The organism is uncultured Fretibacterium sp. (assembly GCF_963544685.1).
Taxonomy (GTDB): Bacteria; Synergistota; Synergistia; order Synergistales; family Aminobacteriaceae; genus CAJPSE01.
In genome coordinates this window covers 51,791-57,944 of sequence record NZ_CAUUGJ010000002.1, presented here as the reverse complement: position 1 = coordinate 57,944, position 6,154 = coordinate 51,791, and the positions used below count along the sequence as shown (strand labels likewise).

At 55.3% G+C, this 6,154-nt stretch carries 6 protein-coding genes; all 6 read right to left on the bottom strand.

The window, feature by feature from the left end; genetic code table 11:
- A partial coding sequence (locus ABLA28_RS00640) for a hypothetical protein (protein WP_347712090.1) occupies positions 1 to 381 on the bottom strand: 381 nt, incomplete at its 3' end.
- Between the two features lie 433 nt (positions 382 to 814).
- Positions 815 to 1,738 carry a hypothetical protein gene (locus ABLA28_RS00635; RefSeq protein WP_347712089.1) on the bottom strand — a complete coding sequence of 308 codons (924 nt, stop codon included), beginning with the start codon at positions 1,736 to 1,738 and terminating at the stop codon, positions 815 to 817.
- Between the two features lie 2 nt (positions 1,739 to 1,740).
- Positions 1,741 to 2,349 carry a hypothetical protein gene (locus ABLA28_RS00630; RefSeq protein WP_347712088.1) on the bottom strand — a complete coding sequence of 203 codons (609 nt, stop codon included), beginning with the start codon at positions 2,347 to 2,349 and terminating at the stop codon, positions 1,741 to 1,743.
- Between the two features lie 88 nt (positions 2,350 to 2,437).
- Entirely contained in the window at positions 2,438 to 3,016 is a 579-nt protein-coding gene (locus ABLA28_RS00625) for a hypothetical protein (protein ID WP_347712087.1), read from the bottom strand.
- Positions 3,017 to 3,423: 407 nt separating this feature from the next.
- Complete coding sequence (locus ABLA28_RS00620; protein ID WP_347712086.1) at positions 3,424 to 4,290, bottom strand: hypothetical protein; 867 nt, start codon at positions 4,288 to 4,290, stop codon at positions 3,424 to 3,426.
- A gap of 116 nt (positions 4,291 to 4,406) precedes the next feature.
- Positions 4,407 to 6,128: a hypothetical protein gene (locus ABLA28_RS00615; protein WP_347712085.1), complete on the bottom strand. Its 1,722-nt coding sequence runs from the start codon at positions 6,126 to 6,128 to the stop codon at positions 4,407 to 4,409.
- Positions 6,129 to 6,154: the final 26 nt, after the last annotated feature.

Below are 6,154 nucleotides of genomic sequence, written 5' to 3'. Positions count from 1 at the left end.
GTAAATCTCGTTCAGTCCCCCATACCAGAGGGTCAGCATTTCCCCGTTGCTTAGAACCTCCTCGTCGTCCGCATCGAACAGGCCGTCTATGGGCGCCTCGAAATAGATCAGCCACACCCCCAACAGCAGAAGGGTCAAGGCCGTCTCGAGGCAGAGATACAGGTGCTCCCACCAAAACGCGGACAGGCCCGCGACGATGCCCGACGCGATGAAACAAAGCTGCTTCATCGCCCCCATGACGGCGAAGTTTCCATTTCCGGCCCCGGGCCGGGCGCTGTGATACCCCCATGCCCGCCAAAGATTTATACAGGGCGGAGGCAGCATCCAGGCCGACGCCCCCGCCAGCCACAGAAGCCCCAGCACAAAACGCAGCGGCGTCATTTCGCCGTCCTCTTGTCTTCAATCGTTGTCGCCCAATTCCCGACATGCGCACCCATCGGCCTCTCGCCTCCATGATATGCGAATCCCCCGGTTGTCGGAAACGCCGTCCTCCGACCTATGCCTTCTCACACCGTTGTTTATCGAAATCCTTATAAAAACCTGACCCGCAGGCGAGAAAAAAAAAGATGCACCACAAGCGTTATTATTATGAACCGGAGGTAATACTCCCGCCAGATTACCCCTACCCCCAGCGATATACCGCTACAAATAAATAGAAAACGTTTGATGATGAGCCATCGGGCATACCGTTCACAAAAATGAGGCCCCTGACGCGGATCTCGGATTGCACGCCACAGCCATGCGCAGGGAACGGGAAATATCCAGACCAGCGTAACGATGGCCCACAGCAGACTCAGCGCCAATCGCCAGCTCATCATCCGATCATCCGTCCCTTTTGCGCATTCAGTAGCCAGACGCCACGATCCCGGTCGTAGCGGACATAGCCGTTGTTTACCCCCCATCCCAGAACGGTCCGGCGCATCTCCGCCATTCGCGCCCGGTCGGAAAGGTCCGGATCCCGCCCCTCCTTCAGTGCAAGAATCAGCTCCCGGTAGTGCGGCATCCACTCCCTGCGGATGGCATTGGCAAAGAGAAAGAACACGAAAGTCATCAGAATCGTCATCGGGATGCGAACGCAGAGAAAGGATAAGACCGCCGTATCCTGAACGAGAGCACATGAAGGATTCCTGATCGTTCGGACATCGTCATAGGTAAACCCCATGATCTGAACCAGAAGGAACGAAACCGCATAGAGGGTGCTCTGCCCCTTCAGAAAATAGGCTGCAGCGCGCAGGCAGGGGTTATCCCAAGCCCAGGCCCATGTATGAGAAAAATTGATTACCGCCGCTTTCTCCGAGATGGCCCTGCGATGTTCCGAGCGATACGATTCCATTTTCTTCAAAAAATACTTCTCGTTCAAACCGCCATACCACAAAGCGAGCATTTCCTTGTCGGTCAGCACCTCCTCGTCGTCCGCATCGAACAGGCCGTGTATGGGAGCTTCGAAGTAGAGCGCCAGAGCCCACAGCGAAAAAAATATTCCGGCCACATCCAGGCAGCGCGCCGCGTAGAGCGGGTGGAGTTCGGCATAGAACCCGATCGGCCCCAACGCAATGACGAAGCTCATCAGGCAAAATGCCTTCAGCACTCCGAAAACGGCATAAGCTCCCTCCTGCACGCTTGCACGAGGCGGAATGAAGTTCGAGGAACGCCACAGGTGAACGCACGGGATGAAAAAAGCCAGAAGAGCCGCCATAATAAGCCATGAGATTCCCAGGGAAAAGCTCAAGGGCATCACGCTCACCGCCCTCCTCTCCCGTATTTCAGCCGCCAATGATCGGCATACCGGACATAGCCGCTGTTCCATGCCCAGTCCAGAACAGCCCGGCGCATCTCCTCCATACGCACACGATCGGCAAGATCGGCGTCCTGCCCCCATTTCAGAGCCTCGGCCAAAACTCGGTAATGGGACATCCATACCCTGTATCCCCTCTTATACGACAACACGAAAAACGGAATGACGATGAGACCCCAAGGGATAAGAATGCTGCGAAGCAACAGCCCCAGATTTTCCAGCATGGCGGTATGCTCCATGCGGTCCAGAAAGCCTCCGACACAGGAACCGCCCCAAATAACACCCATTGACGCCGTTGCCAGCAGGCTGAATACAGCTTTACAATAATAGGCGGAGGCACGCATGTGGGGATTGTCCCACGTCCAGGCCCTGAAACATTCCCTTGGAATATCAGGTATAAATTCGAAAACCCACCGCCCCTCCTCACGGAATTTCTGCACGTAAATCCTGCTCAAGCCGCCGTACCACAGCGACAGCATCACCTCGTCGGTCAGCGCCGCCTCGGCCTCCTCGCTGCACGGCCCCAGGCTTTTGACCTCCGCACGTATCTCCATCGGCCTCTCGCCTCCATGATATGCAAATCCGTACCATCGGCGTTTTGTCCCCGGCATTTCGCTGCGGCCGCGTCGGATCGTCATGCCGTCATTCGATCAGCCGGCCGCCTTTCGAACCCCTGGAGGGAGCGTTCAGCCGCCAGCCCTTTTCACGGTCGTAGCGGACATAGCCGCTGTTCCACGCCCAGCCCAGAATCGTCCGGCGCATCTCCCCCATACGCGCCCGGTCGCACAGGTCCGGGTCCCACCCCTCACGCAACGCACGGGACAGAGCCCGACATTGAGGCATCCACTGGCTGTAAACATCAAGCGACAACATGAGGTGTGGGATCCCCAGGAGAATAAAAACGACCATAAATACATAAAAGGACACTCCGAAACTATCCCGTGCAAAAGTATGCTCGAAATCTTGCACATAATTGACCAGATACCAATTTCCAAGAAACAGGGCTGCGGACGCAATACCCAAGATCCCCCATACAGCCTTGCAGTAGTAGACAAAGACACGCAGATAAGGATTATCGGAAGCCCAGATACGTGTAAATTCTCGGGATGTATTCGTCTCCTGGGCAGGACAGAAAAACCATCGTCCTGCGCTGCGAAATCTCCTGACGTAAACTTTATTCACCCCCCCATACCAGAGGGACAAAATCGTCTCATCCGTCAACGCTGCCTTGCCCTCCTCGCTGCATGGACCGATACTTCCCCGTCGAGTCCTCATCTTCATTATTCTTCCTCATGTCTATAATTTCTTAGCGGTTTTTTTGCACATAAAATCTTACAGTATTAACTATGCTTGATATTGCTATCACGATAACGTATATTATTATTATCGACAGTGAATAGGATTCCATCCTTTTCCCCCAGATAAAAAACAACCCCAGCAGAATCCCGGCACAGTTTCGCTGTAATTGAAAAAGAACATCTTTCCAGGCATATTCGTCGACAAAAGATCTTTCCATTCCCCGAACACAACCCCGCCGCCATAGGCGTAGGCGTATCCAGGGAACAAAGAATATCCAGCCAGATGCTGTTATCAACCACAGAAGCCCCAATGAGAAACGTGTCTCCATGTTATTCGTCGAACCTCTGCTCATTTAGTTTCCAACATTGATTTTCCCGATCATAGCAGACATACCCCTTCTCCTGCCCCCAGGCCAAAATGGTCCGGCGCATTTCTGCCAACCGTGCCCGGTCAAACAGGTCCGGGTCCCGCCCTTCTTTCATAGCGCAAAACAGCGTATGGTAATGTGCCATCCACTCCCGGCGAATGGCACAGGCAAAAGTGAAAAGTACAATTCCCATAAAAATCGTCATAGGAATATAGATACACAAATCGGAGGCTTCAAGTTCACTCAGTTTATTGAGGTGACCAAGCATATTATCGACGATACCAATCGACAGCAATATCGACACAAACATAACGCCCTGTCCTTTGAGGTAATAGGCAAAAGCACGCAGGCGAGGAATATCCCAAGCCCACGCCCTTGTACGAGGAAAGTTAATTTCCAGCTTTCCTCTACTGAAAAACTTCGAATGGTACATATCTTTAAGGTATCGGATATAGTTCGCGTTCAATCCCCCGTACCACAAAGAAAGCATTTCCTCGTTTTCCAAAACTTCCTCATCATCCGCACCGAACAGGTCGTTTATGGGGGCCTCGAAATAGATCAGCCATAGTCCCAAAAGGAAGAGCATCAATGCAAATCTTACGCAAGAGGACTCAAGTTCTTTCCAAATTCCGCCCAATCCCACGACAATAGTCGCCCCGACCCAACAAAGTATCTTCAAGCTCCCCAAGACGGCGAATCTGCTGAAGTAAGCTCCGGAACGCCTGGGCTGATAATTCCGTGCTCGCCATAGATATCCTATAGGGTACAGAAATATCCCCAAACATACAATCAGCCATAAGATGCCCAGCGAAAAACGCAGAGTCGTCATCTCGCCGTCCTCTTGCCTTCAATCACCGTCACCCAATTCCCGATACACGCACCCATCGCCCTTTCCCTCCATGATATGTGAATCCCCCGGGTTAATCGGGGGATTTGCGGAATACCTTACGTCCTGTCGTCGGGCGCATCGCCCCCCAACAGCATCACCGTATGCAGTCCCCACCCGCCGGCGGAGAAACTGCAGGAGTGCTGCGTTGGAGAAAAGGCATGAAAAAGCCGTTGAGCTCCCCCCTTGGGGGAAATATCGTAGGACCTGCTGCGTCCCCTTACCTTCCCTTCTCGCAATTTCATCGCTTTGATAACCGCATTCCACGCATTGTGGAGGGCCTGCTCATGTTCCTGAGGCATCCGCGGTACCGATAGTTTCAAGTCCACATCCAAATAATCCAGGCTCCCAGCCAGGCCCCTGGCGATGACCTCGCCCAATGCCCGGACCTCCGGCAGCTTCAACATCAGTTCCCGAACCTCTGCCTCATACCCTTTTACATGCCTCTGCATCAGCACTATGGGCCAGATTTCCGTCAGCGCGGTGCTCATGCTGTCGATTATTATGGTTTTATCCCCCGGAATGTAGAACCCCTTCAGAAATATCCGCTCGTCCTCCTCTCCGTCTCGCGGAGGCAGGAAGGTATACAGACTGCATGTCACGTCCCGGGGCAAATTCAAAGGGCCAAAGCGGCCATCGGATGTCGGCCTCAACTCCACATCATCAAGCAACAAGGAAACGGTCAAGGAGGATAGTTCCACGCGAACTCCCTCGGGCAGAACGATCCGGCCGGTGATTTCCTTCCGACGAAGGAACACGACGGACTCGCTTCTTCCGTAACTGCCGACCACATACAAGGGGCCGGAGTCCGCCCTTTCCGGCAGCGGCGCCTCGAAGTGACCGGGCTCGCCCCCGGAGTTGTCCACGGACAACACGTCATCGCTGAACACCACACTCAGGGCCACGTTCAGGTTCCTCCCCTCGACGCGCACCCTGCCGCCGTCCGTCTGCACGGCGGAGGAAATGATCGGCGTGTGGACGTTCACCACACGGACCGTTATGGCGTACGTGCGCCGGTTGCCGAGGAACAAAAAGACCTCCCAGTGCCCCTCGCCCGTTCCCTCGGGCCAGCTGAACGACGCCTTGCCGTCCGTCACGGACGCGGGTCTCAGGTTCAGCGGTGTACCACGCTTACCGCCATGCCGCCACGACTCGCGAATCGCTATCCATGCGCTGCCCGCATCGGCCCCCGGAACGAACGAGCCCTGAAGCTCCACCTCGTCGCCGGGGACGGCCAGACCCTCCGCCCCCAGCGTCCTGTCGAAGAGCCCCGTAATGTAGGGCTGCGGCTCCTCCAGGTATTCCGCGGGCCTCAGCCGGTCGGGGTCGTTCACATCCAGAAGGCCGTCCTGATCGTCGTCAAAATCGATGTAATCGCGGACCCCATCGTCATCCGAATCCTCGATCCCCTCCACGCCGTCCGGCACCCCGTCGCCGTCCGTGTCGTTGCGGGGAAAAAACTGATCCAAGGGCAGGTTGAACGTTATGATCCTGTCGAAGGGGTAATATTCGATATAATCGGGAATGCCATCCCCGTCCGTATCGCTTTTCAGCGCCTTCGGTGGGTTCGGATCGGGATTCGAGGGCTTGGTGCTAGGGACCGGAGGCTGCGGCCTGGGCAAGGGCTTGGGGGAAGGAGGATTGGGTTGAGACGCGGGCGAGGATCGAGGCGGAGCTTCGGGCCCCGCCCCGCCGGAGCTTCCTCTGCAACCTCCCAGGGAGAGCAGCAGCAAGAGGAAGAGCAGGAACAAAAAGATTTCGTAGACGGACCGCCTTTTCACGAACATCGACCTCCCTTGCACGGCCC